At 64.9% G+C, this 14700-nt stretch carries 11 protein-coding genes; 7 read left to right on the forward strand and 4 right to left on the reverse strand.

Features of this window, described 5'->3' with window-relative positions; all coding sequences use genetic code 11:
- Positions 1–27: 27 nt before the first annotated feature.
- The 3 genes from KIH76_RS03540 to KIH76_RS03550 all read left to right on the forward strand — a co-directional run bounded on the left by KIH76_RS03540 (position 28) and on the right by KIH76_RS03550 (position 2563).
- Positions 28–1485, forward strand: a complete 1458-nt coding sequence (locus KIH76_RS03540) for an L-serine ammonia-lyase (RefSeq protein ID WP_214374632.1) — start codon at positions 28–30, stop codon at positions 1483–1485.
- A 72-nt stretch (positions 1486–1557) separates the two neighbouring features.
- On the forward strand, positions 1558–1959 hold the full coding sequence (locus KIH76_RS03545; protein ID WP_214374631.1) for an FKBP-type peptidyl-prolyl cis-trans isomerase: 402 nt from the start codon (positions 1558–1560) through the stop codon (positions 1957–1959).
- A gap of 124 nt (positions 1960–2083) precedes the next feature.
- A complete protein-coding gene (locus tag KIH76_RS03550) occupies positions 2084–2563 on the forward strand; it encodes a GreA/GreB family elongation factor (protein ID WP_214374630.1) in 480 nt (159 codons plus the stop codon).
- A gap of 123 nt (positions 2564–2686) precedes the next feature.
- Here KIH76_RS03550 and trhA read toward each other — a convergent pair whose 3' ends face one another.
- On the reverse strand, positions 2687–3592 hold the full coding sequence (gene trhA / locus KIH76_RS03555) for a PAQR family membrane homeostasis protein TrhA (RefSeq protein WP_214374629.1): 906 nt from the start codon (positions 3590–3592) through the stop codon (positions 2687–2689).
- A 226-nt stretch (positions 3593–3818) separates the two neighbouring features.
- Between trhA and KIH76_RS03560 the strand changes: the two genes are divergently transcribed.
- Positions 3819–5306, forward strand: coding sequence for a sensor histidine kinase (locus KIH76_RS03560; RefSeq protein ID WP_214374628.1), 1488 nt, complete (start codon positions 3819–3821; stop codon positions 5304–5306).
- A 165-nt stretch (positions 5307–5471) separates the two neighbouring features.
- Here the strand turns inward: KIH76_RS03560 and KIH76_RS03565 are convergent, their stop codons facing one another.
- The 3 genes from KIH76_RS03565 to KIH76_RS03575 all read right to left on the reverse strand — a co-directional run bounded on the left by KIH76_RS03565 (position 5472) and on the right by KIH76_RS03575 (position 9361).
- Positions 5472–5747, reverse strand: coding sequence for a WhiB family transcriptional regulator (locus tag KIH76_RS03565; RefSeq protein ID WP_214374627.1), 276 nt, complete (start codon positions 5745–5747; stop codon positions 5472–5474).
- A gap of 76 nt (positions 5748–5823) precedes the next feature.
- Positions 5824–7719 (reverse strand): FtsK/SpoIIIE domain-containing protein, encoded by a 1896-nt coding sequence (locus KIH76_RS03570; protein ID WP_236036799.1) that lies wholly within the window; start codon positions 7717–7719, stop codon positions 5824–5826.
- Positions 7720–7840: 121 nt separating this feature from the next.
- Positions 7841–9361, reverse strand: coding sequence for an LCP family protein (locus KIH76_RS03575; RefSeq protein WP_214374626.1), 1521 nt, complete (start codon positions 9359–9361; stop codon positions 7841–7843).
- A gap of 349 nt (positions 9362–9710) precedes the next feature.
- On the opposite strand from KIH76_RS03575, the gene KIH76_RS03580 reads away from it, so the two are divergent.
- From KIH76_RS03580 to KIH76_RS03590, 3 genes are read left to right on the forward strand one after another with little or no spacing between them, the layout of a single operon-like run.
- Positions 9711–10010 (forward strand): WhiB family transcriptional regulator, encoded by a 300-nt coding sequence (locus KIH76_RS03580; protein ID WP_214374625.1) that lies wholly within the window; start codon positions 9711–9713, stop codon positions 10008–10010.
- Between the two features lie 35 nt (positions 10011–10045).
- Positions 10046–13168, forward strand: coding sequence for a glycosyltransferase family 2 protein (locus KIH76_RS03585; protein WP_219069342.1), 3123 nt, complete (start codon positions 10046–10048; stop codon positions 13166–13168).
- Positions 13165–14691, forward strand: a complete 1527-nt coding sequence (locus KIH76_RS03590) for a DUF5719 family protein (protein ID WP_214374623.1) — start codon at positions 13165–13167, stop codon at positions 14689–14691. Before KIH76_RS03585 ends, KIH76_RS03590 begins: the two co-directional genes overlap by 4 nt.
- Positions 14692–14700: the final 9 nt, after the last annotated feature.

Raw genomic sequence — 14700 nt, forward strand, 5'->3', positions numbered from 1 at the left:
CACAAACCGTCGCTATACTGGCAGCTGATGTTCAGTATTCTCGATATGTTCAAAATCGGTGTCGGGCCGAGTTCGTCGCATACCGTCGGACCGATGGTCGCCGGTCAGCGGTTTGCGTCCTCGCTCGCCGAATCCGGCGTGCTTGACCGGGTCGCTCGCATCCGTGTCGTGCTGTATGGGTCCCTCGCCCTGACCGGACTCGGCCACGGCACCGACCATGCGGTCATGGCAGGACTCGAAGGCGGGCTGCCGGCCACCGTCAACACCGACCATGTGCTTACCATCCGCCAGGAATGCGAGGTGGGCGGCACGCTCAATCTCGACGGCCGTCATCCGGTCGGCTTCGATTACGACCGGGACATCGTATTCGAACGCTGGCAGCGCATGGCCGCGCACCCCAACGGCATGCGCTTTCAGGCGTTCGACGCCGCGGGTAACCTGCTCGACGAACAGGTCTGGTATTCGATCGGCGGCGGCTTCATACGGCAAGGGCACCCCGATGACCTCATGATCGGCATCCATGACCGCCCGCCGGCAGGTACCTCGTTCGCTGACGACGACGAATCGGCATCCACCGATTTCGGCCCGCATGCACCATACGATTTCACGACCGGCGACGAACTCGTCGCGCTGTGCCGCGAACACGACCTGTCCATCGCCGAACTCGTCTGGGCCAACGAAACCGCCGCGCGCCCCGCCGACGACGTGCGCGCCGACCTGCTCAAGGTCTGGAATACCATGCGTGACTGCGTGACCAACGGCTGCACCAGCGAGCTTGCCACCCTTCCCGGCGGACTCGACGTGCCGCGCAGGGCCCCGAAAATGTACGCGCGGCTCGCCGCCAACAGCGACGTGCTCAAACGCAGCCATCGGCTCGACGCCGCGCTCGAAGCGTCCGACGCCGCATGGGTGGACCTGTTCGCGCTCGCCGTCTCCGAGGAGAACGCCGGAGGAGGGCGCGTCGTGACCGCCCCGACCAACGGTTCCGCCGGCATCATTCCCGCCGTGCTGCAGTATTACTGGCATTTCGTCGATTCCGCGAACGAGGACGGCGTGGTGACGTTCCTGCTGACGGCCGGTGCGGTCGGCTATCTGTTCAAGCGCAACGCATCGATCTCCGGCGCCGAGGTCGGCTGCCAGGGCGAGGTGGGCGTCGCCTGTTCGATGGCCGCCGCCGGCCTGTGCGCGGTGATGGGCGGCACGCCGGCGCAGGTCGAGAACGCGGCCGAGATCGGCATCGAACACAATCTGGGACTGACCTGCGACCCGGTGGGCGGACTCGTACAGATCCCGTGCATCGAACGCAACGCGATGGCTGCGAACACCGCCATCAATGCGGTGCGCATGGCCATGCTCGGCGACGGTTCGCACATCGTCAGCCTCGACCAGGCCATCAAGACCATGAAGGACACCGGCGAGGACATGATGGCCAAATACAAGGAGACGTCCGAGGGCGGCTTGGCCGTCAACGTAGTCGAATGCTGACCCGGTTGCGGTTGCGTGCCCGCGCATCGGCGGGTATCCTCGTGTACATTGTGCGTCACTAAGGAGGAACACATGGCGAATATGCCCAAGGTCAACGCCGAATTCGGCGCCGCTCCGGTCATCGAGTTCGAAGGCGAGGCTCCGGCCGGACTCAAGGCCGTGGAACTGGTCGAAGGCGACGGCCCGATGGTACGTCGTGGCGACACCGTGACCGTGAACTACCACGGTGTCGTCTGGGGCAAGTCCGAGCCGTTCGATTCGAGCTTCGACCGTCACCAGCCGGCCAGCTTCGGCATCGGCGTCGGCCAGGTCATCAAGGGTTGGGATCAGACCGTGCCGGGCCACAACGTCGGCTCCCGCCTGGTCGTCTCCATCCCGCCGGAGTACGGCTACGGCTCGCGCGGCGTCCCGCAGGCCGGCATCGGCGGCGGCGACACGCTCGTGTTCGTGATCGACATCATTTCGACCCGCTGACATCCGGGCCGGCACTGTGTCCGGTCCGATCGCGTTTTGCCCGAAACGTGGACGCGCCGGCGCAAGTCGGCGCTTTTTTCGTACCATACAACATCGTTGACAGACTTTGACCAAGGAGGACAACATGGCTGAAGAGAAAGTCGTCCCGCTCACGCAGGATGCCTACGACAAGCTGAAGGACGAGCTCGCCTACCGCGAGGGTCAGTATCGCGACGAGATCACCAAGCGCATCGCCGCGGCCCGTGCCGAAGGCGATCTGTCCGAGAACGGCGGCTATCAAGCCGCCCGTGAGGAGCAGAGCAAGAACGAGGGACGTATCAACGAGCTGACTGTCAAGCTGCGCAACGCGAAGATCGTCGAGGCTCCGAAGGCCGGCATCGTCGGCAACGGCTCGCTGGTGACCATTGAGCTCGCCGGCAACGAGATGACGTACGTGCTCGGCGCGCGCGACATGGCGTCCGTCACCGAATACGACGTGCTGAGCGAGGACTCTCCGATCGGCAAGGCTATCATGGGCGCCAAGGCCGGCGACACCGTCAGCTACCAGGCCCCCAACGGCCGCACGATCAGCGTGACCGTTAAGGAAGCCAAGCCGCTCGAGTAGGCTTGGCCGGACTTGAGATATGCGAATGTCCTGTTGCACGCATTGTCAGGATGCGGGGAACAGGACATTCGCATATCGGTGCGTAATCGCACGCGGATATGTCATTGGTCGTTCAACTATGCATTAATGCCACAGGCTGACGATCACCATGTAAATGGCGACCATGTGACACGCGTATCCGGCGACGGTGCCGGTGTGGAAGATCTCATGGAAGCCGAACACGCGCGGCCACGGGTCGGGCTTGCGTAGCCCGTAGACGATCGCGCCGGCGATATAGCATGCGCCACCCGCAGCCAGCAGGATCACCACGGTCGGCCCCGCATACGGCGAGGTCCAGAACAGGCTCATGAACGCCACTCCGGACACACCGAACACGATGTACACGATCACGTACAGCCAGCGGGGCGCCCCGATCCAGATCACGTGGATGACGAGCGCCACCAGTGTGCAGATCCACATGCCGGCGATGATCGCGTTGCGCCAGCGCGGCTCGAGCGCGAACGAGACGGGCGTATACGTGCCGGCGATGAGCAGGAAGATGTTCATATGGTCGATGCGGCGCAGCACGTCGGTGACGCGTGGGGACCAGTCTCCCAGATGATAGGCCGCCGAATTGGTGAACAGCACCAGCGAGCAGACCATGAACACCGCGCACGCCCATTTGAGGCCGGCCCCTTGGGCGAGGCAGATCAGCACGATGCCCGCGGCCAGTGCGAGCGGTGCCGCCACTGCATGGATCCAGCCGCGCAGCAGCGGCTTCGGACGACCATGCACGTCGAGACGGATCTTGCGTTCGACCTCGGCGGGGGAGATGCCCTCGAGCCGCGCCGCGCGGGCCTCCGCCTTGGCGATCACGGACAGCGCATGCTCCTCGCCGCGACGGCGGATGCGTTCCGCTCTGGCATGGGCCCTGACTCGTACCGCATCGGCCTTGGCTTTGAGCGCCGCCTCCCTCGCCTCGGTCGCGGCGTCGCGCGCCGCCTGTATCGCCGCGCGCTTGCGTGCGACCTCGTCCTCGGAGACTGCCATCGTTTCCTCCCTATCGACGTTCGCCGGCACGTCCGGTCGGCGGTCACTATCATCTTAACCTACGCTAACGTAACCTACGTTAACGTAACTTAAATATTTGTCAAGAAACGCGGGGTGGGAACGGTGCTCCAGTCCCTGTCTGATGGTCAACGATGCCGGTTCGCCCGACCTGCGCATACGATTTTGCGGCGGACGCAACGGTACGGCATTGCGTATGATGGACAGCATGGCAGATTTCACACAAGTACTCGCAACGCGGCCCGATTTCGACAGCACCGACCGTGAATGGCTGCATCATCTGGTGGCCGACTGGCAGGTCATCGCCGACCTGAGCTTCGCCGACCTGCTGCTCATCCTGCAGAACGGCAACGGCGAATACGTGGTGGCCGAACAGTGCCGCCCATCCACAGTGGCGACGCTGCGCGCCGAGGATGTGGTCGGCAAACCGGTGCCCGAAGACATGATCGGCGAACTCGACGCGGCGATGCGTTCGGCCGTGGTATTCCGTTCCACCGTGCTGCGCAACGTCGGCAAGTCCACGGTGTGCAACGTATACGCGCCGGTACACCACAACGGCAAGACGCTCGGCCTGGTGGTGCGCGAGACGAACATGGCGACTCGCGAATCCAACGGCCGCAACGAGTCCGAAAGCATCAACGCCGGCAAGCAGCTTTACGAGATGATCCCGCGCGGGCAGTTCCCGTACATGGATTCGGTGATGAGCCAGCGCCACAACGCGCGCGTGGCCGACGGCTTCATCGTGCTGGCGGCCGATGGCGTGGTGCGCTACGCCTCGCCGAACGCGATCAGCTGCTTCCGCCGTCTCGGCTCGCTCGACCCGATGCAGGGCAAGCTGCTGAGCGAGGTCGGCACCCAGCTGCTGCACGAGAACGACCCGCTGCCCGAATCCCTGCCGCTGGTTCTGAGCGGCAAAGCAGCCGTGGACTCCGAACTCAACGCGAACAACTCCGCCGTGTCCATGCGCTCCATGCCGCTGTTCGATGCGAACGGACGCACCGGCGCCATCGTGCTGTGCCGCGATGTGACCGAGCTGCGCCGCCGTGAGCAGGAGCTGCAGACCAAGGACGCGACGATTTCCGAGATCCACCATCGCGTCAAGAACAACCTGCAGGCCGTCTCCGCGCTGCTGCGTCTTCAGGCGCGCAAGACCAAGTCGGAGGAGGTCAAGAAGGAGCTGGAGGAGGCTCAGCGCCGCGTGCAGACCATCGCGATGGTGCACGAGGGACTGAGCCAGACCGCCGACGAGATCGTCGACTTCGACAAGGTGATCTCCAACCTGCTCAAGATGAGCGTCGATCTGGCTACGATGCGCGACCAACACATCAACATCGAATACGTCGGCCAGTTCGGCATGATGCCCGCACAGGACGCCACGCCGCTGTCTCTTGTGCTCACCGAGCTCATCACCAACGCGGTGGAGCACGGCTTCGAGGGACGCAAGGAAGGCCACATCGTGATCTCCGTGGGCCGTTCGGGTGCGAACCTCAACGTGGTGGTCGAGGATGACGGATCGGGTTTGGCCAACGAGGAGAGCCATGGCATGGCGCGCTCCTCCGGTTCGGGTCTCGGCACGCAGATCATCAACACGTTCGTCACCAACGACTTCGGCGGCAGCGTGCGCTGGGAGCCGCGCCGCGAGGGCGGCACGCGCGTGGTGCTCGAAATGAGACTGCGCGCGGCCCAGGAAGAATAGGCGGTTCGAACGGGCGCATGGCGGTTTCGTTCTGACGGGCGCAGCCCGGCCAAGACAAAATCGCCACGCGGAAACGACGCCGGCCCGTTTCGAATGCACGTGAACATGGGAAGGCCCCGGCAGCGGTGATGCTGCCGGGGCCTTCCCGGTGAGTCTGCGAATGCGTCAGAGGTTCTGCAACGCCTGAGAACGGCGGGCGCGCATCGCACGACGCTTCAGGGCGCGGCGCTCGTCCTCGCTCAGACCGCCCCACACGCCGTAATCCTGATTGGTCTCCAGCGCGCACTTGAGACACGCGTCGATCACCTTGCAGGTGCGGCACACGGCCTTGGCCTCCTCGATCTGCTGATATGCCGCCCCCGTGTTGCCTACCGGAAAGAACAGCTCCGGATCCTTGTCGCGGCACGCAGCCTTGGCGCGCCAGTCAAAAGCACTGCTCATTGTCTTGCCTTCCTTGAGGCCCCGCGGGCCCGTTGTAAAAATCCATTACACAGGTAACCACGAAATCGGCGACTTTTCAAGAGCTTTCGCCAACGGAGCGTAAAAGAAAGCACTGGACGGGACTGGCCCGTCCCCGCTCGAGCAGCACGGCCCGCCCGGCCGTGTCGAAATCCTCCGGTGTGAACCGGCCGAGGACCTCGGGCGGAATGCCGTTCATCAAGTCTGTCGGCCGATCCGCGGTCGGGAACACGATGCGCGTCGCGCAATGCTCGGGAACCCGGACATGACGCGATGTGCCGACGGCGAACACGACCGTCATATCCGGACTGAGCAGCGCACGGTGAAACTCGTCGCGCAGGGGATGCGAGCCGATCGGGTCGAACAGTGGGTCGGCATCGTCCGCCAACCATACCGTGTGAGGGCATGCGGGAGGGCCATCCACGTCTTGCCGTGTGCCCGAAGTCGTCTTGTGCGAGGCGAACGGTTCCAATATGGTCGGCGTTTCAGACTGAGTCCGGTGCACGATCTTGCGGATCATCCCGCCGTGTTCCGCCCGGCTGAACACCAGCTGCATGTGCGGTTCATTCCGCAGCGCTTCGAGCAGTAGACGGATCAGCGTCGACTTGCCGCGCCCGTGCTGGCCGATGATCGCGACGTTGCCGTCGGCGATGCGTATCCGCGCGGTGCCGAGCGTGACGCCGTCATCGGACAGGCCGAACCCGACCAGACGATGGCCTGATTCCGACACGACGACGCATGGCGTATCCTCGGCGGATACATACACCGACCGTGGCAGTGGCGCGCTGAACAATCGCCGGGGCATGGCCGTTCCCCGGAAGCGGTGCGCGACCCCTATGGCCCTGACGATCGAATCCATGTCCGAGACCTGCGCGCACAGGAATGGCGCGAGCCGCTCCCCGTCGTGGCAGTACGCCGCCCCCGGCAATGAGGGGCTGATGGACGCCGCGGCATCCGAACCGACGAGTTCACGCGACTGCATGGCGTCACGCACCCGCAGACAGATGCCGATCGCGATGTTCGCCTTCATGTCGGCGCTCACCTGACCCGACGGATGCTGCGTGCACGCCACCAGATGCATGCCTAGCGACCTGCCTAACGAGGCGATACGCACCAGCCGATCCACGGAATCGGGCAGTTGGCTGCGCAGTGCGTGAAACTCGTCCACGACGATCAGCAGCCTCGGCGGCGGATCACGCAGCTGCCGGACATCCCCGACGCGCCGCTCGGCCACCAGCCGCTCCCGTCTGCGCAGTTCGCCCTCGATGGACTCCAGGGCCCGCACGGCATGGCTGAGGTCGAGATCGCACACGTTGCCCACCACATGGGGCAGACGGGCAAGTCCGTTGAACGCCGAACCGCCCTTGAAATCAAGGAATACGAAGTTCAGCCGGTCGGCGGGATACCGGCATGCCAACGCGATGCACCAGGTCTGCAACAGCACGGATTTGCCTGAGCCGGTCGTGCCCGCCACCAGCGCGTGCGGGCCCTGGCCGACGAGATCGATCTCGAACGGGCCGTCCGTCCGGACGCCGACGGTCGCGCGAAGCGCATGATGACGAGACTCGCCACCTTGCAGCCATACGCGCACGATGTGCCGCCACAGCGCCGGCTCCTCGTGCGCGAATGGCAATGCCAGAGACTCCCATGACGGGCATCGTTCGGGGAAGACGCATCCGTCGTCGTGGACATCGGGGGATATGTGACTGGGCGTCTTCGCGTCGTCTTCCGCGACCGCATCGGTTCTGACCGATGACAGCGCCGCCGACGCGGCGCATCCGATGATTCCCGGCACGACCATCATGGCGAACAGCCAACGGCGTTCCGCCAGCATCGCCACGAGCATCATCATCTGGGCTGCGATCGGCGCCGTCGCTGCGATCAGCGCGAGACGACGGCCATGACGGAGACCGGACCGTCGCTTCGATGCGATGTGCGTGGATGATGTGCCCATGATTCGAGTCTGGCTTCATTGCACGGGCGCGCGCAAGCCGAAACAGGTGATGTGGTCGAACGCTTATCGTGCGGCGTGTCGCCTTACGCGGCAACGGCTCCGCAGGGCGACACGCCGACAATCAGCTTTCCGCGAGTGTACCCACCTCGCCGGTGGCATGCTTGCCCGAGGCGAGTTGGGAGAACAATTCGAGATTCGCGGAATCGTCCAGCAGCACAGAGGATCCGACCCCGTCGACGTAATAATCGGGATTGGACCAGTACAGGCTGCCGGTCACGCCGCCGGACCCCGTCGCATCGCGGAACGCCAAGGCCATGGCGGCCAACGTGGCGGGATCGGTGCTCTCATCCACCGTGATCGACGACAGTCCGGCGTTCGCCAGTGCCATGACCTTCGCCGGATTGAGCAGCGTGCCGGCGCTGAGCGCCTTCTTCATCACCGCGGCGATGACCTGACGCTGCCGCGCCGCACGGCCGAAATCACCCTGTGCGTCCGAATAGCGCATACGCGAGAACGCAAGCGCCGTCGTACCGTCCGCGTCATGGCATCCGGCCTGCCATTGAAGTCCCGAATAGCCGTCGTCGACGTCCTGGTCATAACACAGGTTCACACCGCCCACGGCATCCACCACGTTCTTCAGACCGCCGAACTGGATCTCGGCCACGTGGTCAATCTTCTGCCCGGTGATCTGTTCGACTTCGCCGGTCAACGCCTTGTTGCCGTATACCTGGGCCACCGAATTGATCTTCATGTACTGGCCTTCGACCTCGACCAACGAATCGCGAGGGATCGAGATCAGAGAGCTCGGGCCGTTCTTCGGCTTGGTGAGTACCAGCAGCGTGTCGGTGCGGAATCCGGTTACCGTCGCATCGTCCGAACCGACGACGCCCTCGGTGTTGTCGCGCTTGTCGGAACCGACGAGCAGCCAACTCGTCGCACCGGACGAATCGGCCATGGAAGTCAGCCACTGGTCGCGGCCGATCCGTCCGTCGACCCAATTCCATGCGCCGAACACCAACAGCACCAATGCCGCCAGCAGCACCGCGAACACGCCGAAGACGATCCGCCCGGCATGCAGCCGGCGCTTGGCCCTCGTCACACCTGTGCCAGGCCCTTGTGGCAGCCGTCCGATGTGCCGTTCCGTGAGGCGCCGGGACGCGCCGGTGCCCTTGCCCATGACGGACGGTGCGGCCGGCATCATCGGCGTGCGCGGCTGCGTCTGCGGAACCCTGGACGGTGCCGCGGACACATGCGACGCCACCGTCGAGACGCGCGAGCCGGACGCCGAACGCCGCGGCTGACGCGGTACGGCAGGGGAGAAGCTGTGGGGCTGTTCCGCCGCTGCCGAGACCGGAACGACGCTCTCGGGCTGCGCAGGAGCGGACGTTCTCCGTACGGTCGCAGACGGCGGCACGGCAGCTGCGCCGGTCGGCCGTGCGGCGGACCGGCGTTTTGCCGAGGACGGCGAGAAGGACGGCGGAATCGCGGGATGCTGCGTGCCGGCGGCGCCCGCGTCGGACGGAACCTGGTCCGATGGTTGCGCGGACGGCTGCACGCGATCCTGCGACGGCCGTCTTCTGGAACCGGCTGGGGTGAAGCTGGGCGGTGTCGCCTGATGCATACCTCCGTTGCCGTCGATCATGGAATCTCGCCTCCATAGCCTTCGTTACTGTCTCATGTCACTGTCGCACAGGAACCCGCGAACCGGGCCGCAGCCGCGGCGATCCTGCGCAGGAACGGCACATACGCATCACCACGATAACGGCAACGGTTCCCGTCTGACCGTTCCGCGGCCTGTTCGATACGGCCGAACCGCGCGGTGCGGGCTCCGGGCGTGCGCTCATGCGAACCGGCTGACCCTATGTATCACACCTCCGGTGAAATCGACGGTAATGACACGGTTCCCATGATAAGGGATTTGACAAAACACAAGTCGCATGTGTGTAATTTAACGGTTGACAGCATAAGTGCATCGGTAAGGAGGAAGACGAATGTGGGGTGTCGTCGAGGATTCCTCCGAAGAACCGCTACGGCAACTATGGGGGCTGTTCCATACCGAAGAGGATCTGTCGTGGCAGCACAAGGCGCTGTGTTCCCAGACCGATCCCGAGGCGTTCTTCCCGGAAAAAGGCGGCTCCACCCGTGACGCCAAGCGCGTGTGCGCGCAATGCGAGGTACGGGAGCAATGCCTGAGATGGGCCATCGAGCACGATGAACGGTTCGGCATCTGGGGCGGCATGAGCGAGCGCGAACGCCGTCGGTACAAGAAGGAGCACAGGGAGCAGGCATGAGCCGGGCCTCCGCATCCATGCGTACACTTGAGTCTATGAATCCCACAGGCAGCAACGAACTCCAGCAGACGATCTCCACGCTGCTGGCCAGGCGGCCCTATACCCACCGGCAGGACGTGAACCCCGCCATCGCCGCGGTGATCACCGTGGAACGCGATCTGCGATTCTTCCCTGACACCATGAAGGCCGTGCTGCGGCAAAGCATGCTGCCTGCGGTGATCGTCGTCGCGGACTGCACCGGCCGCAGCGAACCGGTCGTGGCCAGATTCGAGGTTATCCCGTCATCCGCGGGACCGCTGCGTGCGGTTCCCGAAAGCAAGAGCGTCGAGATCCGCGTGGTCCCGGTCAAAGGGGCGACATCATTCGGCGACGCCGCGACCAAGGGCATGACCGCCGCTGGGCTGCCGGCGACAGTGCGCGCATGGTGGATGCTGCACGACGATTCGAGGCCTGCGGACGATACTTGCCTCGCGTCGCTCGCCGACGCGTGGCGCAACAATCCGACGACATCGCTGCTGGGTGCGAAACAGTTGGACTGGCAGGCGAACGACCTGCACGACGTAGGCCTGTATGCCAGTCGGCACCGACTCGAATCGTTGGTCGTGGACGGCGAGGAAGACCAGGAACAGTACGACAACCGGCAGGATGTGTTCGCGGTGTCGCTTGCCGGCGCGCTGCTGCCGGTGCGCACCCTGCACGAAGTCGAAGGCGTCAACCGGTGGTTCACCACCTACGGAGAATCAGCTGACTTCTGCCGTCGCATCTGTCTTGACGGCGGCCGCGTCGTCGTCGTCCCCGCCGCACGCATCGCCCACCGGCGCGCCCGCTACGAAGGCGTGCGCACGCGCGGCGGCGAGGCCGTGGCCGACGGTGAACGGCTGCATTCCACGATGGCCGTGATCAGTGCCGGGCAACGGTACCGGTATACCGACATCCGCATGCTCTGGTGGCCGCTGCTATGGCTGTGGCTGCTGCTGCGCGCCTTTGCGGTCTCTCTCATGCAGCTGCTGTCCAAACAGCCGTACCGTGCCGGATGCGAACTATGCCTGCCCGGGCGGGCGCTGATCTCGCTGCCCGGTGCGATACGCGCGCGACGCCTCGTGGCCCGGCACAGCAACGTGCCGATGACCCGCTTGTCCGCGCTCAGCGTCAACCGTCAGCAGATGAACCAATGGAAAGACCGAGCCCAGGCACTGGAGGATCAGCACAATACCGTGCTGCTCAGTCCTCTGGCACGCGCCCATCTGCGCCGTCGCCGCATACGGCGGTGGGGACTGGCCTCATGCATGATGCTGATCGCGCTGCTCGCCGTCGTGATCCCGTACCACACCGTGATCGTGGGGGCCTTCGTCTCCGGCACGTCCCTGTACTCCGCGCAGCTGCTGCCCACCTCGGCCAGCTTCAGCCAATTGGCGCAGGCGGCAACCACGCCGTGGGTGTTCGGTACGGGAACCGGCATACCGGCGCCCCCCGCACCGTGGCTGCTCGTATGGCTTGCCGCGTCGGTGGTCACGATCGGCCATCCGGCTGCCGCGCTGACGATGATCTTCCTGCTGGCCGCGCCGCTGGCCGCGATCTCGTTCTGGGCGCTTGCCGGCATTTTCACCAGATCGAACGGCGTGCGTGTCGCGGGCAGCCTGCTGTGGGTGGCTCTGGCGCTTGCGGCGGGCCTATTCGATACCGCTGACCTGCCCATGCTCACGGTCATGGTGTTCATGCCTGCGGCGTTCGCGTTCGCGTTCCGCGCGGTCGGCATGTACCGCACCGAAGACCAGCTGCACCCGCACCGCTCCATGCAGTCTTCGGCACTGGCATCGCTGTGCTTCATCCCGGTCGTCGCATCGCAGCCGCAGTTGCTGCTCCCTCTGATCGCCAGTTTTCTGGTGTTCGTGCTGTTCGTTCGCCGCCATCGCGTCATGCTGCTCCTTATGCCGGTGCCGGCGGCGTTCGTCGTGTCCCCGACGCTGGTCAACGCGATCAAGTACTCCTCCGAAGGCATGTGGCGCCAGTTGTTCGGCAGCGTGACGGTGCCTCGTCTGAACATCGAGGGCGGGCCGCGGTCCGCGACCATGATCGACGTGGTTATGCGGGTATTCGCGCTCGATGGCATCGGCACGCTGCGAGCCATCGCGATGTTCTTGGTGCTGGCCGTCATCGTGGCGCTCGCCGTACTGTCCCTGGCGTTGCCGTTCGCGTTGCGTGCGTCCCGCCTGATGTGGGTGACGGGGTTGACCGGCGCGGCGCTCGCACTGTGCTGCACGCGCATCGTCGTCGCCTCGGATACGGGTGCTGACGTGGCGGCATCCCCGGTTCCGGGATTCATGATGATGATGCTCGGCCTGCTCTCCTGCGTCTGTCTGGTCGCCGGTGCTGCGGTCAAGCGCTTCGTGCCGTTACGTACCGTTGTCCAGTCCGCCGACGGGACCTCGAAGAGCGACGGCGCGCCTGTTGTGGGGCGGACTTCGGCGTTTGTCCGTATCGGACGGGTGCTGCTGATCATGGGATTGACCGTGTGCGTGGCCGTGACCGGCTGGGTCGGACTGTCCGTCACCGATCGACGCAGCGTGGCCGTCTCCGATTCGGGATTGCCGATGGTCGCGGTCGACTATCTCGCGCAAGGCGAGGATCATCGTGTACTGGCGATCCACGCCACCTCGAACAACGATGTGGCGTTCACCGTGATGCGTTCCGAACGCGGCGATCTCATCGACAGTTCGCCCGTGCGCCGCATACGTCTGGCGTTCTCGACCACCGACGAGACGTCGCAGCGCGCCGATGCCGTGTTGTCGCGGTCGGTGGCGCGTCTGCTGGCCGGAGCCGACGCGCAGTCCATCCGCGACATCAGCACGCTCGGATTCGGTGGAATCTTCGTGGCTGTGGATCCCGCAGACGACACCGACAGCGCCGCCCAGAGGCTGGTCAGCAACGTCACCGCATCGGACGGCACCCAATCGGTCGTTGCCGCGGCCAACGGCACCTATTACCGACTGACCATCAACAGCGCGGATCAGCAGAACATCGACACCTCCTGGCAGCAACGCACACAGTCGAGTTATTGGCGGTATGCATGGCTGGCGTGCATGGGCGTGGTAATCGTGCTGTACTGCCTGGTGGCGTTGCCGCATCGCACCTATCGTTACGCGGGGGAGGAATCATGAGCGGACAGGCACCGCGCCATCGTGCGGCACGCACCGGACTGACCATCGCCGCGGCCACGACCAGCGCGCTGATCGTCATATCGTTGTTCGCGGCCTCGGTCGTGCTGCGGCCGTTCTCCGGCATCGTGGACGACACGGCAGGCTTCGGATCCCAGTCGTCGCAGCAGGTCAGCCAGTTGCAGCTGTCGTCGTACTGTCCGGCCCGCATGAGTCTGGCGGACACCGGCGAGTTCGGAGACAGTCAGTTCAGGATCTCGTCCGGCAACATCGCGTCGTCGGCGCGTTACGCCGCATTCGGATCCGTCTACCAGTCCTCGGTCGGGTCGCTTGCCGCAACCGGCGACACGACATCGTTGGTCTCGGACGGGCAGTCCGACGTCCTCACCACATCCGGCGACGTCGACCAGGCGGCGACCGTGCTGCGCACACGGCTGCTCGAATCGAAGAGCGGCACCGGTACCGCTTCGTCGGTTGCTTCATGGGCCACGACCGGCGATCTCAAAGGCATATCGGCAGCATCATGCGTAGGCATGTCGCTCAGCCATCAGTTCCTGCTGTCCGGCACGGCCACGGGCACGACGCAGCAGCTGGTTATCGCGAACCCGTCCAGCAAGGCCACCGCCGTGCAGGTGGAGGCCTGGGGTACTTCGGGTGCCGGCAAGCTGACGCTGTCCACCGGCGAAAGCGTCACGGTGCGGGCGAACGGCGAGACGACGATCGACCTGTCGGCCGCCGTCCCCGGGCAGAACGGTCTGTACGTATCCGTCTCGAGTCGGCAAAGTCCCATCGCCGCGGTCGTCCGCACGGTATCGATGGACGGGCTGACCTCTCACGGCTCAGAGTATGTGACACCGCTGGCAGATGCGTCCGCCACGTCGGTCATGCCCTCCGTGACTGAAGGCGACCATGTCGATCTGATCGCCTTCGGCAGGACGGACAGCGCCGTTCGCCTGTCATGGGTTACCAGCAAGGGATTGGTATCCGTGTCGGACGAGCGGCTCACAGCAGGGACTGTGGCGGTGATCGACGCGGGTCGGGCTCCCAAGGATGCCATGGCTCTGGTCGCCGTTGCCGACAAGGCCATATACGCCAGTGCTCGGATCGTCCGCAACGGTGAGAACGGCCAGGAGGACTTCGCCATGGAGAACGCGTCCGCAGCGTACGAGTCCTCGGCCGTGGCCATTCCCGACGGGTTCGAGGATGAGGCCACGTTCGTCAACGTCGGCTCCGCGGATGCGAAAGCCGTCGTCAAGGCGTACGACAGCCATGGCACGCTCATCGGCCAGGAAGAGCTTGCGCTTGACGCGAACACGGCGAAGCGGCTCGACATCATGCAGACGTTCCCTGACGCCGTCGCAGTGCGTGTCGACCGCTCATCCGGAGAACTTCACTGGGGTGTATCCCTCAGCCGGAACGCGCTCGATGACGCGTCACTCGCCGGCGTCGCCTATCTGCCGTCGACGCCGTTGGACGAGCTGCGCGAGACGATCCGTGTCGACCAGGATCCGTCCATCGTCAGATAACGGTCCGGG

The organism is Bifidobacterium simiiventris (assembly GCF_019331715.1).
Taxonomy (GTDB): domain Bacteria; phylum Actinomycetota; class Actinomycetes; order Actinomycetales; family Bifidobacteriaceae; genus Bifidobacterium; species Bifidobacterium simiiventris.